This window comes from Psychroflexus tropicus DSM 15496 (assembly GCF_000378765.1).
GTDB classification, from domain to species: domain Bacteria; phylum Bacteroidota; class Bacteroidia; order Flavobacteriales; family Flavobacteriaceae; genus Psychroflexus; species Psychroflexus tropicus.
This window is the reverse complement of record NZ_KB905343.1, coordinates 363,191-385,061: the sequence shown is the minus strand read 5'-3', so window position 1 is coordinate 385,061 and position 21,871 is coordinate 363,191. Positions and strand designations below refer to the sequence as shown.

General features: G+C 36.2%; 20 protein-coding genes. 15 read left to right on the top strand and 5 right to left on the bottom strand.

Going from position 1 to position 21,871, the window contains the following annotated elements; all coding sequences use genetic code 11:
• Window positions 1-55 precede the first annotated feature (55 nt).
• The 12 genes from F598_RS0106640 to F598_RS0106585 all read left to right on the top strand — a co-directional run bounded on the left by F598_RS0106640 (window position 56) and on the right by F598_RS0106585 (window position 10,071).
• Window positions 56-1,453 carry a glycosyltransferase family 2 protein gene (locus F598_RS0106640; protein ID WP_051080730.1) on the top strand — a complete coding sequence of 466 codons (1,398 nt, stop codon included), beginning with the start codon at window positions 56-58 and terminating at the stop codon, window positions 1,451-1,453.
• 349 nt (window positions 1,454-1,802) lie between these two features.
• Entirely contained in the window at window positions 1,803-3,323 is a 1,521-nt protein-coding gene (locus tag F598_RS0106635) for a M20/M25/M40 family metallo-hydrolase (protein WP_019038249.1), read from the top strand.
• A gap of 13 nt (window positions 3,324-3,336) precedes the next feature.
• On the top strand, window positions 3,337-3,735 hold the full coding sequence (locus F598_RS0106630) for a nuclear transport factor 2 family protein (protein ID WP_019038248.1): 399 nt from the start codon (window positions 3,337-3,339) through the stop codon (window positions 3,733-3,735).
• A gap of 509 nt (window positions 3,736-4,244) precedes the next feature.
• Window positions 4,245-4,565 carry a hypothetical protein gene (locus F598_RS0106625; RefSeq protein ID WP_033408524.1) on the top strand — a complete coding sequence of 107 codons (321 nt, stop codon included), beginning with the start codon at window positions 4,245-4,247 and terminating at the stop codon, window positions 4,563-4,565.
• A gap of 74 nt (window positions 4,566-4,639) precedes the next feature.
• A complete protein-coding gene (locus tag F598_RS0106620) occupies window positions 4,640-5,254 on the top strand; it encodes a porin family protein (RefSeq protein ID WP_019038246.1) in 615 nt (204 codons plus the stop codon).
• 273 nt (window positions 5,255-5,527) lie between these two features.
• On the top strand, window positions 5,528-5,860 hold the full coding sequence (locus F598_RS0106615) for a hypothetical protein (RefSeq protein ID WP_019038245.1): 333 nt from the start codon (window positions 5,528-5,530) through the stop codon (window positions 5,858-5,860).
• A gap of 164 nt (window positions 5,861-6,024) precedes the next feature.
• Window positions 6,025-7,062, top strand: coding sequence for a sensor histidine kinase (locus F598_RS0106610; RefSeq protein WP_019038244.1), 1,038 nt, complete (start codon window positions 6,025-6,027; stop codon window positions 7,060-7,062).
• On the top strand, window positions 7,059-7,808 hold the full coding sequence (locus F598_RS0106605) for a LytR/AlgR family response regulator transcription factor (RefSeq protein ID WP_019038243.1): 750 nt from the start codon (window positions 7,059-7,061) through the stop codon (window positions 7,806-7,808). The genes F598_RS0106610 and F598_RS0106605 overlap by 4 nt, the downstream gene beginning before the upstream one ends.
• 36 nt (window positions 7,809-7,844) lie before the next feature.
• Entirely contained in the window at window positions 7,845-8,351 is a 507-nt protein-coding gene (locus F598_RS0106600; RefSeq protein ID WP_019038242.1) for an NADPH-dependent FMN reductase, read from the top strand.
• Between the two features lie 97 nt (window positions 8,352-8,448).
• A complete protein-coding gene (locus F598_RS14470; RefSeq protein ID WP_019038241.1) occupies window positions 8,449-8,712 on the top strand; it encodes a hypothetical protein in 264 nt (87 codons plus the stop codon).
• 36 nt (window positions 8,713-8,748) lie between these two features.
• Window positions 8,749-9,438 (top strand): DUF2490 domain-containing protein, encoded by a 690-nt coding sequence (locus F598_RS0106590; protein ID WP_026302557.1) that lies wholly within the window; start codon window positions 8,749-8,751, stop codon window positions 9,436-9,438.
• Between the two features lie 12 nt (window positions 9,439-9,450).
• Window positions 9,451-10,071 (top strand): hypothetical protein, encoded by a 621-nt coding sequence (locus tag F598_RS0106585; RefSeq protein ID WP_019038239.1) that lies wholly within the window; start codon window positions 9,451-9,453, stop codon window positions 10,069-10,071.
• An 80-nt stretch (window positions 10,072-10,151) separates the two neighbouring features.
• Here F598_RS0106585 and typA read toward each other — a convergent pair whose 3' ends face one another.
• Together typA and F598_RS0106575 are read right to left on the bottom strand one after the other, a co-directional pair.
• Complete coding sequence (gene typA, locus F598_RS0106580) at window positions 10,152-11,948, bottom strand: translational GTPase TypA (protein ID WP_019038238.1); 1,797 nt, start codon at window positions 11,946-11,948, stop codon at window positions 10,152-10,154.
• 121 nt (window positions 11,949-12,069) lie between these two features.
• Complete coding sequence (locus F598_RS0106575) at window positions 12,070-13,476, bottom strand: TlpA family protein disulfide reductase (RefSeq protein ID WP_019038237.1); 1,407 nt, start codon at window positions 13,474-13,476, stop codon at window positions 12,070-12,072.
• Between the two features lie 135 nt (window positions 13,477-13,611).
• Here F598_RS0106575 and F598_RS0106570 point away from each other — a divergent pair, with 135 nt between their 5' ends.
• Together F598_RS0106570 and F598_RS0106565 are read left to right on the top strand one after the other, a co-directional pair.
• Window positions 13,612-15,243: an ABC-F family ATP-binding cassette domain-containing protein gene (locus F598_RS0106570; RefSeq protein WP_019038236.1), complete on the top strand. Its 1,632-nt coding sequence runs from the start codon at window positions 13,612-13,614 to the stop codon at window positions 15,241-15,243.
• Between the two features lie 181 nt (window positions 15,244-15,424).
• Window positions 15,425-17,806 carry a penicillin acylase family protein gene (locus F598_RS0106565; protein WP_019038235.1) on the top strand — a complete coding sequence of 794 codons (2,382 nt, stop codon included), beginning with the start codon at window positions 15,425-15,427 and terminating at the stop codon, window positions 17,804-17,806.
• A gap of 126 nt (window positions 17,807-17,932) precedes the next feature.
• Here F598_RS0106565 and mltG read toward each other — a convergent pair whose 3' ends face one another.
• From mltG to dapF, 3 genes are read right to left on the bottom strand one after another with little or no spacing between them, the layout of a single operon-like run.
• Window positions 17,933-18,976 carry an endolytic transglycosylase MltG gene (gene mltG, locus F598_RS0106560; protein WP_019038234.1) on the bottom strand — a complete coding sequence of 348 codons (1,044 nt, stop codon included), beginning with the start codon at window positions 18,974-18,976 and terminating at the stop codon, window positions 17,933-17,935.
• Window positions 18,966-19,493 (bottom strand): GNAT family N-acetyltransferase, encoded by a 528-nt coding sequence (locus F598_RS0106555; RefSeq protein WP_019038233.1) that lies wholly within the window; start codon window positions 19,491-19,493, stop codon window positions 18,966-18,968. Before F598_RS0106555 ends, mltG begins: the two co-directional genes overlap by 11 nt.
• Window positions 19,480-20,271, bottom strand: coding sequence for a diaminopimelate epimerase (gene dapF, locus F598_RS0106550; protein WP_019038232.1), 792 nt, complete (start codon window positions 20,269-20,271; stop codon window positions 19,480-19,482). The genes F598_RS0106555 and dapF overlap by 14 nt, the downstream gene beginning before the upstream one ends.
• Window positions 20,272-20,394: 123 nt before the next feature.
• On the opposite strand from dapF, the gene F598_RS0106545 reads away from it, so the two are divergent.
• Window positions 20,395-21,801, top strand: coding sequence for a S1C family serine protease (locus tag F598_RS0106545; protein WP_019038231.1), 1,407 nt, complete (start codon window positions 20,395-20,397; stop codon window positions 21,799-21,801).
• Window positions 21,802-21,871 lie beyond the last annotated feature (70 nt).

The following is a 21,871-nucleotide window of genomic DNA, read 5'->3' as shown; positions in this document are numbered from 1 at the left end:
ATGCTAATTGAGCTTCGGTACATTACTTGGTTATTCCTCTATAAACAAAACAATCATGAAAAAAGAAGTTAACCGCTATGAGGCTCAAAAAAATCCTATAGATTCTTTAGGTCAATTAAAAACGCTTTCTAAACTAGATATTACAATATTCTCGATGACGTTTATACTTTTAGCAATAGCTTTACTTGCTTTATTACAGCTACAGCCAGCATTTGAAGAGTTGCATCTGGAGCGAATGGGAACGCTATGGGGAAAGGCTTTGATCTTTGTGTCGATAGCATTATTAGCATTTAAAACTTCTTTCTTGGGATTCATTTTTGTGCTCAGGCTTAAGTACAAACCTGTTGCTTCTGTTAAAAATGATCAACTTCCTGTGCTTACGGTCATAGTTCCTGCATATAATGAGGGCAAGTTAGTCTGGAAAACATTGCACAGCATTGCTGGGAGTCACTATCCTAAGCATAAGATACAGATCATATCCATAGACGACGGAAGCAAGGACGATACCTGGACATGGATGGAAAAGGCAAAATTAGAAATTGGGGATCAACTCAGTATTTTTCAGCAGCCTAAAAACATGGGGAAACGTCAAGCGTTATACAGGGCTTTCAAAATGGGAGCTGGAGATGTTTACGTCACGATAGATAGTGACTCCATTGTAAAAACAGATACACTCAGAAATTTAGTTTCTCCTTTTGTAACCGACGATAACTGTGGAGCAGTTGCAGGAAATGTACGTGTCCTCAACAACCAAAAAGCCATTATTCCTAGAATGCTTAATGTAAGTTTTGCTTTTAGTTTTGAATTCATTCGCTCTGCTCAAAGTCAGTTGGGTTCTGTTTTATGTACTCCTGGTGCCCTGGCGGCCTACAGGCGAGATGCTGTGCTCAATTGCCTTGAAGACTGGATGCACCAAACCTTTATGAGACAAAAAACAGATATCGGTGAAGACAGAGCCATGACCAATATGATATTAAAACAGGGTAAGAATGTACGTTTTCAAAGCAATGCCGTAGTATTGACCAACATTCCTGAACGCTATAAAAATCTTTATAAAATGTTTATTCGTTGGGAGCGAAGTAATGTGAGAGAAAACATTAAAATGAGTCAGTTTGCCTTTTCAAACTATCGACAAGGCAATAAAATCGGGCCACGTATTTTACTCATCAATCAATGGATCAAGATAGCCTTTGCCTATCCATTAGTACTGCTGATGCTGGCATTTATCGTTTTACATCCAGCCTTATTCTTTAGTTCAGCCTTAGTGAGTATCCTGGTATTTTCAAGTATACCTGCTTTGTTTTATGCCAGATATTACAGTAAAGGAGAGTCGCTTTGGATGTATTGTTATAGTTTGTTTTATACCTTTAGTCTATTTTGGATTACACCCTATGCCATTGCCACAGCAAGCCGTAGAGGCTGGCTCACAAGAGAATTGCCTAAGGCTTCTTGATGCTTATGTTTATAGTGTTTTCTACTGAATCTGATACGTAGTCACCTGTAATTTTAAGGAATTCAGCTTAAACCAATTCCTTCATTAATGCCCCCAACTTGGGGCTTTTTTATTTAAAATAAACTAGATAGAGCATTTTAGTTGATTTCATTTCTTAAATAGGATGACTCCTTCAATGCTATCGTCAGCTTCAGCTATAAGATTGAAGTGAATTATGTGACTTAAGCTTAATATCTTAAGTAAACAACTTTAGCAGAGGAAAATTCAATAGAAACTTAGCGTGGTGATCGTTTTATAAATTCAAACAAATTATTTTATTGACTTATATTTAAGCCATAAATCATAAGTTATGAAATCTTTTTTTATTGCTTTAGCTTTTCTATTTACTGCTTTTGTTTGTGCTCAAACTCCAAACCATGAGGAACTTCAGAAGCTAACTTATACTCATCTCAATTCTAGTATAGCCCTTCTCAAAGATTGGTTAAGCTTACCCAATAATGGGAGTGTAAAAGAAGATATTCGAAATAACCTTGAATACGCAGAAGAAGCTTTTGGAAGTCGTGGATTTACAACTAACATTTTATCTACAGAGGCTACACCTCTGCTGTTAGCAGAGAAAAAAATAGATAAAGATCTTCCTGTTTTACTCGTATATGCCCACGCGGACGGGCAACCCGTAGATAAAAATTTATGGGATCAACCTGACCCCTATCTTCCCGTTTTAAAACAAAAAGATGAGACAGGGAACTGGGAGATCATAACCTGGTCATCTATAGAATCTAAGTTTAATCCCGATTGGAGAATTTTTGGGAGATCAACCTCAGACGATAAAGGACCTATTGCTATGCTATGGACGGCTATAGACATCATAGAGGAATCAGATCTGAGAATGAAAGTGAATTTAAAAGTAATCATTGATTTTGAAGAAGAACTAGGCTCTCCCAATTTACCACAGGCGGTGGATGCATACAAGGCAGACCTCGCTGCAGATATGCTTGTAATTATAGATGGTCCACAACATTCCACTAACCAGCCAACTCTGTCTTTTGGTGCAAGAGGTATACAGATGCTAACCCTTAAAACCTATGGAGCCTATGATGCTCAACATAGCGGACATTATGGAAATTACATCACTAATCCAGCCAGACAAATGGCTCAACTTCTTGCGAGCTTTTATGATGAAAATGGTCGCGTTGCTATTCCAGGATATTACGATGGAGTAGAACTCACCAAGAAAGAATTAAAGGCTTTACAAGCTGTACCAGATGATGAAGAAAAATTGACTCAGGATTTGGGAATTATTACGAAAGACCGCGTAGCCGATTTTTTGCAAGCATCAATTCAATACCCTTCCTTAAACATAAGAGGTCTTAGTTCTGGATGGGTAGAAGACGAAGCAAGAACTATCGTTCCGAACTTAGCCATAGCTGAACTAGATATCCGACTAGTTAAATCTTCAGAACCAGAAAGACTGATTAACTTAATCAAATCTCACATAGAAGCACAAGGCTATAGCATTTTAGAAGAAGCGCCTTCTGCAAAACAAAGACAAGACTTATCTAAGATTGTTCAATTCAATTATAATTTTGCCTACGATGCATTTAAAACAGATACAGATGCCCCAATTGGATTGTGGCTAATAAGTGCCTTGGAGCGGGCCTTTAACACTGCTCCAGTCATTATACCTACTTCTGGAGGATCTATTCCAATTTCTCCGTTTGTAAGCGCACTCTCAGTTCCAGCAGTTACAGTTCCTTTGGTTAATAGCGACAATAATCAACACAGTCCAAACGAAAACCTTAGGCTGGGGCATTACAGAGATGGTATCATAAGCATAATGGCCATACTCACTGAAGCTTTTGAAAATTAATTAAATAAAAAAGATGATGAAACAGACTTATCTGATTATTTTTGGTGTTTTTACTTTGACTTGTGTGGCGCAAACACCTCGCGAGGTAGTTCAAGACCAATTAGACGCTTATAATGCAAAAGACCTGACTGCCTTTTTGAGCGTTTTTAGTAAAGATGCGACTGCCTACAATTATGGAAAGCCCCAACCTTTCATTAAAGGAAAAGAAAGTTTTAAGGAGGTATATGGAAAACTGTTTAAGTCTTCACCCAATCTTCATAGTGAAGTCATTTCCAGGCAGGTGATCGGCAACACTGTAATTGATTACGAATACATTACAGGAAGAGAGGGCAGCAATAAGCCCCTATTACTCATTGCTATTTACGTCGTGAACGAAGGTAAAATTGTGCGATGTGAATTTATCCGGGAATAAAAGCTCAGTTTTAAGGTACTCAAGCCTATTTAAAAAGTACAAAGTCTATCAAAACCATTGCATTTTTCAACATTGTGTAGAGTTTTAAAACGAGTAAAAGCACCTTATCTTGAAATATAACCTAACCCCTCATCATTTTTTTATTTTTTTTTAAGAAATAATAAACCTCATGATCATGCCTCCTTTACCGAACAATAAGACCATAAAAAAGTATTGTTGATAAAGCTGTTTTGAGGTTGGTAAATATTAAGTACATCTGGATTTGTAGTATTGGCGACATGACTTTTATTCACAGACGTGATTTGGATTTCATTGTTTAAAGTTGACAAAATTTGCAATTTCTCTGATGACTATGGCATCTTAAGTCAGGACAAAACGTGCTAATGCCAGGACTAAAACTTTTAATGAATTCTTAAGACTTATTCATAATTTCTACTAAAGTTTAATATTGAGTATTCTTCCTCTTCATATTGGAATTAGATTTGCACCAGATGATGTAAATGATCGACATGGATGAAGCCTATAAGTTAATAAACGAAACTGCAAATTTTACAAGTGCTGGCACCTCTCAATTATCTGTAAAAACTAGTAAAGGAGTTGAACAGGTAAGCGTAGAAAATTTATCACGATTAGACGAAGATTTCGAACATTCTGATTTGGGTAGACTTTACAGTGAGTTTCCAGAGAACTTTGCTAAAATTCAAAAGATTAGTTTTAGAGATAAACACTTTTATAATTGCTACTTCAGCAGTAATGAAGAGATGATCATCCTTAAATTTGATGAGGTAGGTCTATTGATGGGTGACGATTCATCGATTTCCAATCTTTAAATTTATTATGAGTGGCCAAGTCCAAATAAGACATTTTTCATGATCAACATTTTTAACCAACAAAACCATTACACATGAACACAAGAATTAAACAACTAACATTTATTTTACTATTAGGACTTGTCTCATTCACAACACAAGCTCAGGAAAGCGCCTTTGGTGTGAAAGGGGGACTGAATATGTCTAACTTTTTTACTGAAAATGTAGATGACGAAAATCTGAGAACAGGTCTTAATTTTGGTGTCTACTCCAGAAGTGCCTTGGTAGAAGATGTTTTATATCTTCAAGCTGAGCTAGGGTATTCCGGAAAAGGAGCCAAAATTGAAGGAGATGCTGGTGAAGCAGAGCTCGGTTTGGGCTATCTGGAATTACCAATTATGGCTTCTGTAGGAGTTGCAGACCTTTTTTATGTAGAGGGGGGAGCTTATGCTTCTTATTTACTAGATGCTAATGTTTCTGGAGAATCTGTTCTATCTAATGAACCTTTTGAAAGAGAGATCGGTACCGACAACTTTAAAGATTTTGATTACGGTTTAGCCGTAGGTGCTAATGTCAATTTATCGCCAATCGTTGTAGGAGTTAGATATTACTATGGATTGCAGGACATCGTAGATAATGATATTGCTAGCTTTTCAGGAATTGAAGCTAGAAACTCCACTTTTCAGGCTTATGTAGCTTTTGAATTTTAAGTTTAACCAACCTAATCTTTAGCTACTTTAAGCGCATCTTTCGAGATGCGCTTTTTTTATTTATATAATTAAAGTTTACATAAAATATAATTTTGGATTTCTACAAGCACAGTGTTGAATTATTGTAGAAATTGATGTGGTGTTCCACACTTTTGTATAATAACAAAACAACACTTAAAACATAAATTTCTCATTTACAGATAATTAAAGCCACTTGAAGCTAATGGATTCATTTTTGAATATGTTAGACATATAACTTTTAAATAATAAACTATGAAAACTGTATATATTATTATGACACTATTAATTTGTTTTACTGGTCTATGCCAAGATCCAGAAAACAATGAAGACAAAAAGACGACAACTGAGAAATTTCAAATTAGAGATGTTTTCGATAAAACCATAGACTATAAGATGATATCTTACAGTGAATTACCTGGAAGGGTAAAAAACAAATTAAATGAATTGGACATAAAGCCTAAAACTATTGAGTCGATAAAAGCTGTAACGCTAAAAAACCAAAATCTTTTTCTTATTTCTTATTTACTTGATGATCAATTAAAGTCTATTCGTATAAAGCCCAATGGTAAAATAGAAAAGGGATAAATTTATTAAAAACACTAATATTTTTAGCTTTCAAATTAATTTTGGAAGCTTTTTTATTTTGATATCAGGGGTTGCCGATTCATACGCAAAATATAACAGCTCATCAATTATTGAAGCTTATGAATTAACTTTATTATTAAGTTTGATTGCAAATCAAGTCACACATGACATCAAAATCAATTTATCCCATCTTAAGATTCCTCTGGATCTCGGCCATCATCGCTTTGGTGATTCACTTTATCAACTTTATGGGTAATGGCTGGAAAATTGACTATTTACTCAATTATAAACCCTTACTGAGTAACTTTAGTTACGCCTTTATCATCGGTTTTTTAAACATTGGGTTTTTTACCTGGATACAAAAGGTATTTTCCTGGAGAACTCACCCTAAAACCTTAATTGCCTTAGGTATTCCAGGATCTGTAATTTTATCCGTCTTTGGCTTTTTTATTGGACGAGTAATTCATAGTGTTTGGATTTACGGAAACAGCATTGATTATTTTCTAGCCAATGAGAGTTTTTTTAGCTACCTCTTTGCCGTTTTTATAGCCCTGATAGTGACCTTAGCCTTTCATGCCTACTACTTTTATAAATTTGGGGTGAATGCAGAACTAAAGGCTCAAAAACAAGTTATAGAGCATACCAAGGCCAAGCATCAAGCCTTAAAAGATCAGTTGGATCCACATTTTCTGTTCAATAGCCTCAGCGTCCTTGCTTCCTTAATTGAAGAAGATCCTAAACGCGCCACTAAGTTTACCACCAATTTATCCAAGGTCTATCGTTATGTCCTTGATCAACGACAAGAAGATCTAGTGAGCTTGAGATCAGAATTAGATTTCGCTAAAGTCTATCTTAATCTTTTATCGACCAGGTTTGAAGACAGTTTAGAATATACGATTGATATTAAGGATGATGAGCACAAATTCACGGTCCCACTATCCCTTCAACTGTTGATTGAAAATGCTGTGAAGCATAATAAGGTCACTGAAAAGCAACCTTTACACCTTAAGATTTCTAATACAGAAAGTGATTTAATCATCGAAAATAATCTCAATCCGAAAGCCAAAGAATCTAGCAGAAATGGAATTGGATTAGAGAATATTAAGAATCGATTTGAAAGCTTTGGTCAATCCATAGAGATCATCAAAAACGAAACATCATTTATGGTTAAATTACCTTTATTAAAAAACAAAAACTCATGAGAAGTATCATAATTGTAGAAGACGAAAAGCTTGCAGCGCGAAGACTGGAACGCCTCCTCAATGGATTTCAATACAAAGTAGAACAGAAATTACATTCTGTAGAAGAAGCAGTGGACTGGTTTAAAACTCATCCTAAAGCAGATTTGATTTTTTTGGATATTCAGTTAAGTGATGGTTTGTCTTTCGAAATTTTTGATCAAGTTCACGTCGAAGCTGATTTGATTTTCACCACTGCCTATGATGAGTACGCCCTAAAAGCATTCAAACTCAATAGTATTGATTATTTGTTGAAGCCCATAGATGAGAATGAACTCCGCCAGGCGCTCAATAAATTTGAAAAAAGACACTCTGCCCAGGTCATCAATCCAGAAGTTTTAAAACATCTCTTTCAGGAATCCAGTTCAACTGAAGCCTACAAAAATCGCTTTTCTATTAAAATTGGAGATAGACTAAAAACCTTCTCCACCTCAGACATCGCTGGTTTTGAAAGTTCTGATAAAGCCACCTCTTTAGTCACCAAAGAAGGAAAACATTATGTCATCGATGAATCCTTGAATCAATTGGAGCCTCAGTTGTCTCCGAAAGATTTTTTTAGAGTAAATAGAAGTCACATTTTACATTATCAATCGATTAAAGATATGCTTAGCTATTCTTCCAGCCGTATCAAAATTACCGCTGAGGGTTTTAACCAGCCTGTCATTGTTAGTCGTGAACGCGTAAAAGAATTTAAAAGCTGGATAGGGTAAGCATTGCAAAACAGATGTGTATCTTTAATCTAAAAAATGAATATTTTATGCATTTCCGGCTCTGCTTCCAAGAATAGCAGCAACTTTAAATTTCTTAAAGCTATTGCAGAACATCTATCTAATGATCATGTAGTCGAAGTTTATGAAGGCTTGTATCATTTTCCACTCTTCACTCCGGAGCGGCAGGCAGTCGGGATTCCGGAACCCGTAAATTTACTGAGAAACCGAATTAAGAATGCTGATTTAATCCTGATTTCGACACCAGAATACAACCACAATATTCCTGCAGTGTTGAAGAATCTTCTGGAATGGCTCACCGATTCTGGTGAGTTTTTTGGCAAGCGAATCCTGCCAATGACCTTTACTCCAAAACCTCCCAGAGGTGAGCATGCACTGGCTTCTCTTCAAATGAGCCTTAAAGCTCAAAAGGCAAACCTCATTTCTGAAGCTAGTTTTTATAAAACGGAAGTGGAGTTTGTGGATGATCTCATTATTTTACCTCAGGAGATTAAAGAAATGCTATCAGAGGGCATTTCACTATAGTATACATAAAAAATATTTATTTAAAAGTTAAATTTTATTTATTTATCATCTTTTAATCTGGTTTAGCCTGTATTATTGCCTTCAAAATTAATACAAGTTGAAACTCATAGTATTCTTATTAGGAATTTTACTTTTCTCAACCCAAGTCGACTTTTACGACATCGACTTGGTAGAAACGTCTATTGTTTTAGAAGTTGAAGAAAATAATACGGTACTTGAAGAGTTTATTTCTTTGGATGATAATTTTCGTGATAAGTCTTCTGAAATACCTAATCAACTTGAAAAATTCAAACCTTATTTACTTTCCTTTGATCAGACTCACCCTGATCAGGACATAGATCCACCAGATTATTTGAGTTAATAGATATATTCTTAATTAACTTAAATAAAAATTTTAATGAAATATTTTATCATAGGGATAAGTATGTTCTTATCACTCAATGCTGTCGCTCAGGTTGAAGAGTCCAAGTTGGGTAACTGGTTGATGTATTTTTACAATGTCAATTTCGAAAACAGCGACTTTGGAGTTCAGGGAGATTTTCAATACAGAAACTGGAATACCTTAGGTGACTTAGAGCAATTGTTATTAAGGTCTGGGTTGACTTACCGGCCTAATGGAGAACCTATTTTATTTACTCTTGGTTACGCCAATATCACAACGGGTACCCCTGGCGAAAGTTCTTCAACTGTAAATGAAAATAGAATTTATCAGGAAGCGCTCATCAACCACAAGATCTTGAAACGTGTTCATCTGGCCCATCGATTTAGATATGAGCAGCGATGGGTAGAAAATCAAGACTTCAGGACACGATTTAGGTATAATTTATTTGTCAACATCGCTTTGAACAGTGAAGAATTAAGTCCTAAAACGTATTATGTCGCCCTTTATAATGAATTATTTATGAATGGTGAACGCGACAACGGTCTTAATGAACTTGAGCTTTTTGATAGAAATCGTACCTACTTTGGTTTAGGTTATGTTTTAACCAAAAGCACAAGAGTTCAAGTTGGCATCATGCGACAGGAAACTGAAGTCTGGACCAAAAATCAATTACAATTTAGTTTACATCAAAATTTAAACTTTTAAAAAACAAAAATCATGATTAAAAACATATATAAAACCTTAGTAGCAGCAATAGTAATAGTTAGTATGACTAGCTGCCAAAACACAACTACGCCATCTACCTCACAGGAAATAGCCAAACAGCAAGCTGATGAAAATGAAGTTTTGCTGTATTCCTCAGAATGTATTACAGAGCGTGAAGTTATAGAAGCTCAGAAATTATGGGGCCAGGGTATCATAAGAATTGGAAAGGTATATTCAGACAACGGAGACTATAGCAAAGAAGCAGCAGATTTCATACAAGATATGTATGGATATGATTTAAGTAGCGTATTGTTTAAACCTACTTTAGCTTCTGAAGATCAATTTAGATCCAGCTTCGATGCAGCGCTTTCTTACTATGTAGCCGGTAATGAAGCCTATCCAGAAGACAAGGGATTCGCCATTGCACCTTACACCAAGGTGACTTTCGATAATACTGGCATTATTAATAATAGTTGTAGAATGGCAGTAGCGATGGGTAATTACTTTTTTACCCCAAAAGGCGAGGATACACCTGTTAAAGTCGAATACACATTCGCTTATGTGAAGGACAAATCTGGGCAGCTAAGAATTGTGGCCCACCAGTCCTCATTACCTTATGTTCCTGGTAGTTAATTTTACAACAATTTGATAGCTAAAAAAAGCCTGTTCAAATTTTTTGAACAGGCTTTTTGTTTTATCTTAATCTAAATGAATTAGATAATTTTATATCGTTTACGGTCTACTTCTTTTAAATAGATTTTACGAATTCTTAAAAAGCTAGGTGTAACCTCCACGTATTCATCTTTCTGAATGTATTCTAAAGCTTCTTCCAAAGAGAACTTTTTAGCAGGAACGATTTTAGCTTTATCATCTGCACCAGAAGATCTGACGTTGGAAAGTTTCTTAGTTTTAGTGATGTTCACAGTCATATCATCAGACCTTGAATTCTCACCAATCACCTGACCTTCGTAAATCTCTTCGCCTGGATCTACAAAAAACTTACCTCTGTCCTGAAGCTTATCGATAGAATAAGGAATTGCTTTTCCTTTTTCCATAGACACCAACGAGCCATTTTGACGTTGTGGGATATCTCCCTTCAAAGGTTGAAATTCTTTGAAACGGTGAGCCATGATGGCTTCACCTGCTGTAGCGGTCATCAATTGATTTCTCAGTCCAATAATACCACGAGAAGGAATTAAAAACTGAATCGTCATACGTTCACCTTTCCCTTCCATGCTCAACATTTCACCTTTTCTCATGGTGACCATTTCGACAGCTTTACCAGAAATAGATTCAGGTAAATCGATGGTTAATTCTTCAATCGGTTCACACTTCACGCCATCAATTTCTTTGATGATCACCTGTGGCTGACCAATTTGAAGTTCGTAGCCTTCTCTTCGCATGGTTTCTATAAGAACAGATAAGTGCATCACACCACGTCCAAAGACGTTAAACTTATCTGCAGAATCGGTTTCTTCCACTCTCAAAGCCAGGTTCTTCTCAAGTTCCTTGGTTAGCCTGTCTTTAATGTGCCTTGAGGTCACAAATTTTCCATCTTTACCAAAAAATGGAGAATCATTAATGGTGAAGAGCATACTCATGGTAGGCTCATCAATAGCAATAGATTTAAGTCCTTCAGGATTTTCAATATCGGCGACAGTATCCCCAATTTCAAAACCTTCTAGACCAACAATCGCACAGATATCGCCTGGCTGGATTTCCTCAACCTTTCGTCTACCTACACCTTCAAAGGTATGAAGTTCTTTGATACGTGTTTTGGTAACGCTGCCGTCTCTTTTTACTAGAGATACTGGCATATTTTCTTTTAAAACTCCTCTGTGAAGTCTTCCTATTGCAATACGTCCAGTATAAGAAGAGAAATCTAAAGACGTAATCAACATCTGTGTAGTTCCTTCTTGTATTTTAGGAGACTCTACATGCTCCAAAACCATGTCTAATAATGGTTCTATATTTTCAGTCTTCTCATCTGGGCTCTCGCTCATCCAGTTGTTTAAGGCAGAACCATAAACTGCAGGAAAATCTAACTGCCACTCCTCTGCTCCAAGTTCAAACATTAAATCAAAAACCTTTTCATGCACCTCATCCGGTGTACAGTTTGGTTTATCCACTTTATTGATAACGACGCAAGGTTTCAAGCCAAGGTCCAAAGCTTTTTGTAATACAAAACGGGTTTGTGGCATTGGCCCTTCAAAAGCATCTACCAATAGTAAAACACCGTCGGCCATATTAAGTACACGTTCTACCTCTCCACCAAAGTCGGCGTGACCAGGCGTGTCAATGATATTTATTTTAGTGTCTTTGTATACTACAGAAACGTTTTTGGATACAATAGTAATCCCACGCTCACGCTCCAAATCGTTGTTATCTAAAATAAGATCTCCAGTCGATTCGTTCTCGCGAAACAGTTTACAATGGTGCATAATTTTGTCCACCAGTGTTGTCTTACCGTGGTCGACGTGAGCGATAATCGCAATATTTTTGATATTCATAAAAACGGGTAATTTTAAGTCGGCAAAGGTAGGCTTATTTTAGATATAAAAAACCTTAATATAGAAATGATAAGTTAAGTGAATATTAATTCTTTTAAATTGATATTCAGTAACTTATGTATTAAGGATTGAGTAGGCTCAATATCTGGGTTTCCAGCTTAGGATCAAAAAGGCTTAAAGAATTGTTTTTGATTTTGAAATCTTTATTGATGAGATAAACTCTATTGAGGTAATTTCTAAAAAATCCGTAAGTATTGCTAGGCGCATCAGAAATGACCTGAAATTCTGAGTTTTCAGAATAATTGAAGGATTTCAGTGCGTTTTGCCAAAGGCCAGGATTCTGAAAATCTAGATTTACGCTGATGAATTTAACTTCAGGATATTTTTCTTTCAACTCATTAATTTTATTAAGATTATTTTTTTTGCTCTCAAAAGACAAAGCCGACCAGGTATACAACATAATTGGCTTAGATTCTGAAATATTTTTGAGTTGAATAGTATCTTTTGATGGAGTCCTTAGGCTTAAATTTTTTAGATTTCTACCTTTCAAATACTTACTCTGTATCGCTGTAAGTTGATGCAACTCCTCTTCTTCTAAAGCTTTTAAATCAAATTTACTAATGATTTCTAGCGTTTCTTTTAATTGTTTTTCCGTTTGAGAAAAAACGATTTCCCTTCTGATGAAGCGATTGAAGAAATTTAATTTTAAATATTCATCATCAAATAATTCTAACACCATGTTCAACCTTCGCTTTAGGTTTTGGTGATTATTCAGATCGAAACAATCTCGATTCTCAGACTCACATAGCTCAATAGATTTGTTTCTAAGGTAATTATCTAAGAAACGCATATAACTAAAGTTTGAGGCCACAATTGAATCGTTGAAATTGACCTCTTTGCGGTAATCGAAATAATCCTCTGGAAAGTCATTGAATTTACTTGGCACATATTTTTTCATCAAAAAAGCATAGCGCTCTTTCATGTCAAAATATTCATACTGAATCGTTTTTTTAGCGATGTTTTGAAAAAATGGAGTAAAATTAGATTCAGTGTTTAACTTTTCAAATTCACTCATTCTTAGCTTTAAAATCGAATCTGTTTTTTTAACAAATCGCTGAGGTGAAATTTTATAATAAGACAAGATTAAGTCATTATCTTTTTCATTCAAAAGAAACATATCGATCAAAAAATTGTTTTCTTTTGAGGAGCTTCCTCCAAAACTTAAGGATTCATCAAACTCTAAAGTATTTACTCTTAACACAGAACTATCGCCTGGTTGCAGATATACCGTCTGACTTTCAGGATAGTGAACGAAGGTGTAGATGGATTCTTCTTCCTGATCAAATTCGTATCTAAAATTATTGTTTTTATCTAAGGTAATAGTATCGATAAGTTGGTCTTTATGCTCTAGAATCACATAGTTAGAATTAGGATTAACGATGCGACCGCCTAGAAAAGTTTTTTCTCTCACCTGATCTTGCGAACAGCCCAGACATATCAAAACAATGATAAAACAGATATATTTCATAAAACCGATCTCGTCACAAATCTATGTTTACCAGAGATTAAAGCATGTTAAGCCATCGTTAAAAAAGAGGAAGACTCTAAATACTTTTATGCATTATGATAAAATGAGTACTTTTGCAAAAAATTTAGTTTCACTATGCTATCAGTTTCAAATCTTTCTGTTCAATTTGGTAAGCGTGTACTTTTTGACGAAGTTAACACCTCTTTCACCTCTGGTAATTGCTATGGAATCATAGGCGCCAATGGTGCAGGAAAATCCACATTCCTCAATATTATTTCTGGCAAAATTGAGCCTACCTCTGGTCACGTCTCTCTAGAACCAGGAAAGCGAATGTCTGTTTTAGAACAGGACCACTCGTTATATGATGATTATAACGTTCTGGAAACCGTGATGATGGGAAATGAGCCTCTTTTTAAAATAAAAAAAGAGATGGAGGAGATCTATGCTAAAGAAGACTTTAGTGATGCTGATGGCGAACGTGTAGGAGTGCTTCAGGTGGAGTTTGAAGAAATGGACGGATGGAACGCAGAAAGCAATGCGGCTTCCTTACTCTCTAACTTGGGCATTGGTGCAGAATCTCATTATACCTTAGTAAAAGATCTTGATGGTACACAAAAAGTAAGAGTTCTTCTAGCCAAAGCAATTTTTGGGAATCCAGATGTTTTGATTATGGATGAGCCTACTAACGATTTGGATTATGAAACGATTTCCTGGCTGGAAAACTTCCTGGCCAATTTCGACAATACGGTCATCGTTGTATCTCACGATCGTCACTTTCTGGATGCTGTATGTACTCATATTTCTGATATTGATTTTGGTAAAATAACCCACTACAGTGGTAACTATACCTTTTGGTACGAATCTTCTCAGCTAGCTGCCAAGCAACGCGCACAACAGAATAAGAAAGCTGAAGAAAAGAAGAAAGAATTACAACAGTTTATCGAACGCTTTAGTGCCAACGTAGCCAAATCTAAGCAAGCTACGTCCAGAAAGAAAATGCTGGATAAATTGGATTTTCAAAATATTAAGCCGTCTAACAGAAGGTATCCAGCCATTATTTTTGAAAAGGAAAGAGAAGCGGGAGATCAAATACTTCATGTTGAAAAACTCTCAGCTAGTATCGATGGTGAAACGCTTTTCGACAATGTCAATATCAATTTAAACAAAGGTGATAAAGTAGTCATCTACTCTAAAGATTCCCGAGCGACTTCAGCCTTTTATCAAATCATCAATGGCAAAGAGGAAGCAGATGCAGGCTCTTATAAGTGGGGCGTTACTACCAATCAATCCTATTTACCCAACGATAACAGCGAGTACTTCGAAAGCAAATTATCTCTTGTGGATTGGCTAAGACAGTGGGCAAAAACCGAAGAAGAGCGTGAGGAAGTACACATTAGAGGGTTTTTGGGGAAAATGCTTTTTAGTGGTGATGAAGCTTTGAAAACTTGCGATGTACTTTCTGGTGGTGAAAAAGTAAGATGTATGGTGAGCAGAATGATGATGACGAGAGCCAATGTTCTTATTATGGATGAACCAACGAATCATTTAGATCTGGAAACCATTACAGCCTTCAATAATTCGTTGAAGAATTTTAAAGGCAATATTCTATTAACTACTCATGATCATGAATTTGCTCAAACCGTGGGTAATCGAGTCATCGAATTAACACCAAAAGGAGCGATAGACAAATTCTCAACTTTTGATGAATATATGTCTGATGCAAAAATCAAAGAACAGCGAGAAAAGATGTATGCTGTAGAAGCATAAGTCAATAATCACTTGGGGCTTACCCCCAAAGCCTTGGGGTCGGACTTTCCTTTCCTATGCTTTAATCCTCAATTGCTGCATGGAATGTCGTACTGTTGAAGAAAACCTTTTTATTTTGTAATCCCGTCAACAGCATTTAAATTTTGTATAGCTATATTTGGTTATAGCTATACAATTTATAATGAAAATTCTGAAAAAAATCCTGCTGATAATTCTTGGGGTGTTGGTCCTGGGAACTATCGCCTCTTTTGTTTACTTACAGTATTTACAACCTACATATCAGGGAGAAGTCCAACTTAAAAACCTTTCTCAAACCACCGAAGTTTATTTTGATGAGTTTGCGGTCCCACATATCTACGCCAACAATCAGGAAGATGCCTACCTCGCCTTAGGCTATTTGCACGCCCAGGAACGGCTTTGGCAAATGGAGTTGATCAGACGAATTGCCCCTGGAAGATTATCTGAGGTCTTAGGTAAAGATCTTTTGAAAACTGATCTGTTTTTTAGTGGTTTAGGAATTGAAGAGGCTTCGGAAGAAGCGATTGCTAATTTGGATCAAAAGAGTCCTGCCTACAAGCTTTCCTTAAAATATTTGGACGGCATCAATCAATTTATAGCAGAGGGTGCTACTCCTATTGAGTTTACACTTCTAGGCATTGAAAAAGAAAAATATACCCTCAAAGACATTTATCATGTTATAGGCTATATGGCTTTTAATTTTGCAGTAGCTCAAAAAACAGACCCCCTACTTACGGAGGTAAAAGAAAAGCTAGGTGAGCCTTATTTAAATGAGTTATTATCCTCTTCAAACCAAAATCTTACCATCAACAAAACAGAGGTTAATCCTATAAAAGCTAAAATATCTCTGGCAGTCCATAATATTATAGAGAACCTTCCAGCTCCCCCATTAATTGGAAGTAATGCTTGGGTCCTAGGACCAGAAAAGACTAAAAATGGTCAGGTGATTTTTGAAAATGATCCTCATATAGGTTATTCACAACCCTCTGTGTGGTACCAAAGTCATATCAAAACACCAGATTATGAAATGTATGGATTCAATATTGCCTTAATGCCTTTTCCACTTTTAGGACATAATAGGCAGTATGCCTACGGGCTAACCATGCTGGCTAACGATGATTTGAACTTTTATGTGGAAGAAAATAATCCTAAAAATCCTTTAGAGTACAAAACTGAACATGGTTTTCTACCCTATAAATTAAAAAAGAAGACCATTAAAGTAAAAGATGCACCAGATACCACCTTTACTGTAAAAAATAGTCGTCATGGCCCTCTTATGAACGATTTGATAGAGCATATCGATGATGGAAGGCCTATAGCCATGCACTGGATTTATACCCAGTTGAAAAATGAAATTTTGGAGGTAAACCATGGTATTAGCCATTCTACCTCCCTCGAGGATTTTAAAAACTCTGCTAAAAATCTTCACGCCCCAGGATTAAATATGATGTATGGTGATGCTAAAGGGAACGTCGCCTGGTTTGCATCTGCCAAATTGTATGAATTAAGAGATAGCTTGTCCACCAAAACCTACCTAAATGGTTCAACAGGAAAAGATGAGATCTTAGAGATTTTACCCTTTAAAGAAAACCCAAAGGCCATTAATCCTGAGCAGGGCTACGTATATTCTGCTAATCACCAACCAGATTCTGTGAGAGGTAAGTTGTATCCAGGCTACTACCAACCCGAGGATCGTTCGAAACGAATTGTAGAACTGCTCGAAGCCAAAGACGATTTCATTAAAGAGGATGTGGCTGAAATGACCTACGATGTAAAGTCTTCTAAAGCACCTGATATCATCGAAGATTTCATTCAGCAATTAGATCGAAAAAACTTAACCAAAGCCGAAAAAAAAGCCTTATCGGTCATTAGCAGTTGGGATGGTAACTACCTAAAAGATGCTGTAGGGCCTACTATATACAACAGGTTGCTATATCAGTTTTTAGTTTTGACTTACCAGGATGAAATGGGTGAAGCCTTCCCACTATTCATTAATTCACAATTGCAAGATCAAGCTTTGACTGCGCAAATCAAGAACAAGAATTCGGTGTGGTGGGATGATATTTCCACACCCGATAGGATAGAAACAAGATCCCTCATAGTTGAAAAATCCTTTAAGAGTGCAGTGGAATTTTTACAAGAACAATTAGGAAAAGATATTGATGAGTGGACATGGAAAAGAGTCATTTCTGTACAGCATGAACATGCTTTCGGAAGAGCTGGTGGCTTAATGGGTAAAATTTTCAACGTCGGGCCTTTTGAAACCATAGGAGGAAACGAGGTCCTGAACAATCAAATCATCAACCTGGATAGTACTGGAATTTATAAAGTTAGATCTGGCCCCTCAACTAGAAGAATTATAGATTTTTCTGATGTAGAACACAGCTACTCCATTTTACCAACTGGTCAATCTGGACATCTCATGAGCAAGCATTATGATGACCAGTCTTTAAAGTATTTGAATGGGGAATACATTGAAATGATGCTAAATACTGAAGAAATCAAAAAACTAGATAATAAATTGATTTTGAAGGCGGTAGAATGAAATTGACATTAACCCTTTTTGATTCTAAATGATTATTGAAAAACACCAAGTTAACTTCTTTTACCTTAAGCGAAAGCTAATATTAAGATCCACAAGGCACGGGATTGACTCTCAAAAATAACACTCTTATCTATAGATCTTTTGTTTATTGACCCAGTTTTGATATGCTCTTGCATTTCTATTATGTTGGGCTAGAGTTTTTGCAAACTTATGGTAACCAGGGTTTTCTACATCGGCGGCAAAATATAAGTAGTCATGGGATTCTGCATTAAGAACGGCCTTAATTGAAGATAAATCTGGCATAGCAATTAGACCTGGAGGAACTCCCTTATATTTATAAGTATTATACGGAGAATCTAATTCTAAATCTTTGTACAAAACCCGTTTAATAGGAGTTTCAAAATCCTGATTTTGGTTTTGAATTGCAAAAATAACGGTAGGATCTGCCTGGAGTTTGATGCCGCGTTTTAAACGATTGAGGTAAACACCCGCAACTCTTGGTCGTTCTTCTACCTTAGCAGTTTCTTTTTGAACAATAGCCGCTAATGACATCACTTCAAAAGGAGACAAATTGGCTTTTTCAGCTTTTTTTCGTCGGGATTCATTCCAGAATTCATGATAATACCTCACCATTCTGTCTCTGAATTCTTTACCTGATGTATCCCAATAAAACTCGTAGGTGTTTGGAATATAATATTTTAAACTTTCCAACGCTGAAACCTCCAAAGAATCTAGAAATGAAGGCGATACCATAGCAGATAAAAGCTCAAGACTATCGGCTTCAACTTGTTCTGCCACTCTTCCAGCAAGATTTTCTAATCTATGTTGATTATTAAAGCTAACCTTGATAGGAATATTTCTGGATCTCAATGTGTTGATAATTTCATTGTTATTCATACCCTTTTTAATCACAAAATGGCCTGATTTAACATTAGACGCATATCCCTTTTTTTTAGCTACAGTTATAAAGTCGTCGGTATCCTGAATGTAGGGGTGTATTTGGTTTACCACGTCCTGGAGTGTGCTTCCGGTAGAAATATATAAAGACTGGGTTTCAGATTCAAAGGCGGTGTTGGGTGAAAAAATAACGTTGTAGATGTAAATACTTACCCCCCCTAAAACAAGAAGTCCAACCACAGAGGCTGCGATTAAAATTTTTTTAATGTACATTTTCGATTTTTTGTAATAAATATTCACTCTGGAAGTGTCCTGAATTATATCGCCAATCCTTTTTTAAACCAATAATTTCAAATCCAAAGCTCTTAAAAAGTTTCAGGCTTCTTTTATTTTCTTCAATAATAGAGGCAAAAAGTTGATGAAGATCCAATACATCATAGGCATAATCCAGCATTAACTCTAAAGCTTCGGTACCATAACCTTTAGACTGGTAATCTTCAAGAATAATAATGCCTAAACCTGCTCTTTTATTTTTAGGATCGAAATCGTAAAGATCGATAAAACCTATGGGCTGTTTGTTATGGAGCGCGATGACCAAACGCATTTGTTTAGCTTCATAAATATCTTTATGAGAATTATCCAGATACTCTTTTAATATAGGTCTAGAAAAGGGTTGAAGTGTATCACTTAAGTACCACAAATGCTCATCATTTTCAACCAACTCCAGAAAATCAAGATCTTCTGTAGTTAAAGCTCTAAGCAGGATATGGGAACTTTTAAGTTTTATCATAGTAGTCTCCTTCAAATACAAATTCTGTTGGCCCTTTTAGCCATATATTTTTTACAGCATTTAAACCTTCTATCTCAAAATCAACCTCGAGGTTTCCACCCTTTGTGGAGACCTTTACCGGAACATCCTCAATCTTATTAGACATTTTTGCAGTAATTGCTGCGGCTGTTACACCAGTACCACACGAAAAGGTTTCATCTTCAACTCCTCTCTCGTAGGTTCTTACCTGAACAACGCCGTTTTTAACTTGTAGAAAATTGACGTTTGTTCCATTGATGGTATCATAGTTGGGTAAATTCCTAATTCTCCTTCCCTGAGTGAACACATCAAAATCATCTATATCGTCCACAAAAGTGACATGATGTGGAGATCCCGTATCCAGAAAACAAGCATCCTTACTAATATTAACTGTTGGAACATCTACCATTTTTAAATTTACAGAATCACCTTTTATAATAGCAGAATGCAGTCCGTCTACAGCTTCAAAGGTAGTCTCAGAATTTATGATGCCTAGGTGCTTTGCAAAAGCTACGATACAACGACCACCGTTGCCACACATGCTGCTTTCATTTCCATCAGCATTGAAATAAACCATCTTAAAATCACATAGATCCATCGAGGATTCTTCTAACAAAATAAACCCGTCTGCTCCAACACCAAAACGCCTGTCACAAATCTTTTGTATCAATTTGGTATTGTTTTTGAAACTTTTTTTTCTGTTATCGATGATTACAAAATCGTTTCCTGTGCCTTGGTATTTAAAGAAATGTAAATCCATCAGTTAGGTTTAGAATTTGCAAATATAATGAATTATTACAGGAGACATAGGGGTTAAAAATCGGTTAAAAATATTTTTAGTCAATAGTTTAAAAATTAATTTCAAATAAAAAAAACAATAAAAATGAAAAAAAGCATTCAATTGTTTACAATCGCTTTATGTGCTAGCGCACTAAGTTTAGGAGGCTATCATTTGTATCTTGAGCAAGAGGAAGTGAACTCTCAGGAATACCAAACGCCTTGGGCAACTGAGGCCAGTCAAGCCTCAACTCAATTAGCTTCATATTATGCTGATGATGCTAATTCAAACTTTACAGAAGCCGCAGAAAGAACCGTCAATGCTGTAGTTCACGTTAAAAATGTGACAGTAACCCGACAAGCCAGAAATGCATTCGAATACTTCTATGGAAGCGGTGAAACTCAAAAGGCCATACGCGGGGCGGGGTCCGGTGTTATTTTGAGCCCAGACGGCCTCATCGTCACCAACAATCATGTCATAAAAGGTGCAGCAGAAGTACAGGTCACTTTAAATGACAATAAAACTTATGTCGCTGAAGTATTAGGTACTGCGCCAGACAACGATATCGCTTTACTCAAAATTGACGCCTCCAACCTGGACTACCTGCCATTTGGAGATTCCAATAATGTTCAAATCGGGGAATGGGTTCTAGCCGTAGGAAATCCGTTCAATCTTACCTCTACGGTAACCGCAGGTATTGTAAGTGCAAAGGCTCGTGATTTAGGTAAATCTGATCGCAATTTCCAATCTTTCATTCAAACCGATGCCGCTGTTAATCCAGGAAACAGTGGTGGCGCATTGGTAAATACTCGTGGAGAACTGATTGGGATTAACACAGCCATCACTTCGCAAACTGGATCTTTTATAGGCTATTCGTTTGCAATACCCAGTAATAATGCGAAAAAAATCGTTGATGATCTCTTAGAATTTGGCAATGTAAGAAAAGCAATTTTAGGGGTTAGAGGAAGTGAACTCAATGGTGAAATGGCAAAGCAGCTAGAGGTCGACAATACTCAAGGTTTTTATATCGGTAGTGTTGATCCTGAAAGTGGAGCTTCTGTGGCTGGGCTTAAAGAAGGAGATATCATCACCGCTATAGACGATATTAAAATTAGAAAATTTTCAGATATGACTGGGTATTTAAATTCTAAAAACCCAGGTGAAACAGTCTCTGTTAACTTCATCAGAAATAATAATATGAAAAAAACAGATGTAGTTCTCGACATCTTTGAAGTCTACCAAATTGAAGAAATAGGTGTAGAAGTCATTGATATTTCTAAAGACGACTTAAAAAGATATGGAGCTGAGTCTGGTGTTCTCATCAATAAAACCATGTCTAGCAGTTTCACAAAATCTGATTTGAGCGGACTTCTAATCACTAAAATTGATGAAAAAGAAGTCAACTCTATAGATGACGTCAAATCTATCATAACTTCAAGAAATTCTGATGAACCCATGCTGGTCACCTTTCTAAGCCCTAATGGACAAGAAAAAACCTATGTGTTTAGATAGAGTAATAAGGCTTTTAGATGTATTAACTCCCTTCTTATAAACTAAGAAGGGAGTTTTTTATTTAGCTATC